The sequence below is a fragment of the Streptococcus infantis genome (assembly GCF_047463635.1).
Classification (GTDB): domain Bacteria; phylum Bacillota; class Bacilli; order Lactobacillales; family Streptococcaceae; genus Streptococcus; species Streptococcus infantis_W.
On the sequence record NZ_JASHDL010000043.1, the window covers coordinates 1 to 1,499 of the forward strand.

Below are 1,499 nucleotides of genomic sequence, written 5' to 3' on the forward strand. Positions count from 1 at the left end.
CCGCTAAGCACTCCTCTTAACCTTCCAGCACCGGGCAGGCGTCACCCCCTATACATCATCTTACGATTTAGCAGAGAGCTGTGTTTTTGATAAACAGTTGCTTGGGCCTATTCACTGCGGCTGACTTAAAGTCAGCACCCCTTCTCCCGAAGTTACGGGGTCATTTTGCCGAGTTCCTTAACGAGAGTTCTCTCGCTCACCTGAGGCTACTCGCCTCGACTACCTGTGTCGGTTTGCGGTACGGGTAGAGTATGTTTAAACGCTAGAAGCTTTTCTTGGCAGTGTGACGTCACTAACTTCGCTACTAAACTTCGCTCCCCATCACAGCTCAATGTTATAGAACTAAGCATTTAACTCAATTCACACCTCACTGCTTAGACAGACTCTTCCAATCGTCTGCTTTAGTTAGCCTACTGCGTCCCTCCATCACTACATACTCTAGTACAGGAATATCAACCTGTTGTCCATCGGATACACCTTTCGGTCTCTCCTTAGGTCCCGACTAACCCAGGGCGGACGAGCCTTCCCCTGGAAACCTTAGTCTTACGGTGGACAGGATTCTCACCTGTCTTTCGCTACTCATACCGGCATTCTCACTTCTATGCGTTCCAGCACTCCTCACGGTACACCTTCTTCACACATAGAACGCTCTCCTACCATACCTATAAAGGTATCCACAGCTTCGGTAAATTGTTTTAGCCCCGGTACATTTTCGGCGCAGGGTCACTCGACTAGTGAGCTATTACGCACTCTTTGAATGAATAGCTGCTTCTAAGCTAACATCCTAGTTGTCTGTGCAACCCCACATCCTTTTCCACTTAACAATTATTTTGGGACCTTAGCTGGTGGTCTGGGCTGTTTCCCTTTCGACTACGGATCTTAGCACTCGCAGTCTGACTGCCGACCATAATTCTTTGGCATTCGGAGTTTATCTGAGATTGGTAATCCGGGATGGACCCCTCACCCAAACAGTGCTCTACCTCCAAGAATCTCTAATGTCGACGCTAGCCCTAAAGCTATTTCGGAGAGAACCAGCTATCTCCAAGTTCGTTTGGAATTTCTCCGCTACCCACAAGTCATCCAAGCACTTTTCAACGTGCCCTGGTTCGGTCCTCCAGTGCGTCTTACCGCACCTTCAACCTGCTCATGGGTAGGTCACATGGTTTCGGGTCTACGACATGATACTAACTCGCCCTGTTCAGACTCGGTTTCCCTACGGCTCCGTCTCTTCAACTTAACCTCGCATCATATCGTAACTCGCCGGTTCATTCTACAAAAGGCACGCTCTCACCCATTAACGGGCTCGAACTTGTTGTAGGCACACGGTTTCAGGTTCTATTTCACTCCCCTCCCGGGGTGCTTTTCACCTTTCCCTCACGGTACTGGTTCACTATCGGTCACTAGGGAGTATTTAGGGTTGGGAGATGGTCCTCCCAGATTCCGACGGGATTTCACGTGTCCCGCCGTACTCAGGATACTGCTAGGTACAAAGACTATTT

Annotated in this window: 1 rRNA gene; it reads right to left on the minus strand. The window is 49.4% G+C overall.

The window, feature by feature from the left end:
- Positions 1-1,499 (minus strand): 23S ribosomal RNA (locus QM867_RS10655); the annotation flags it as partial.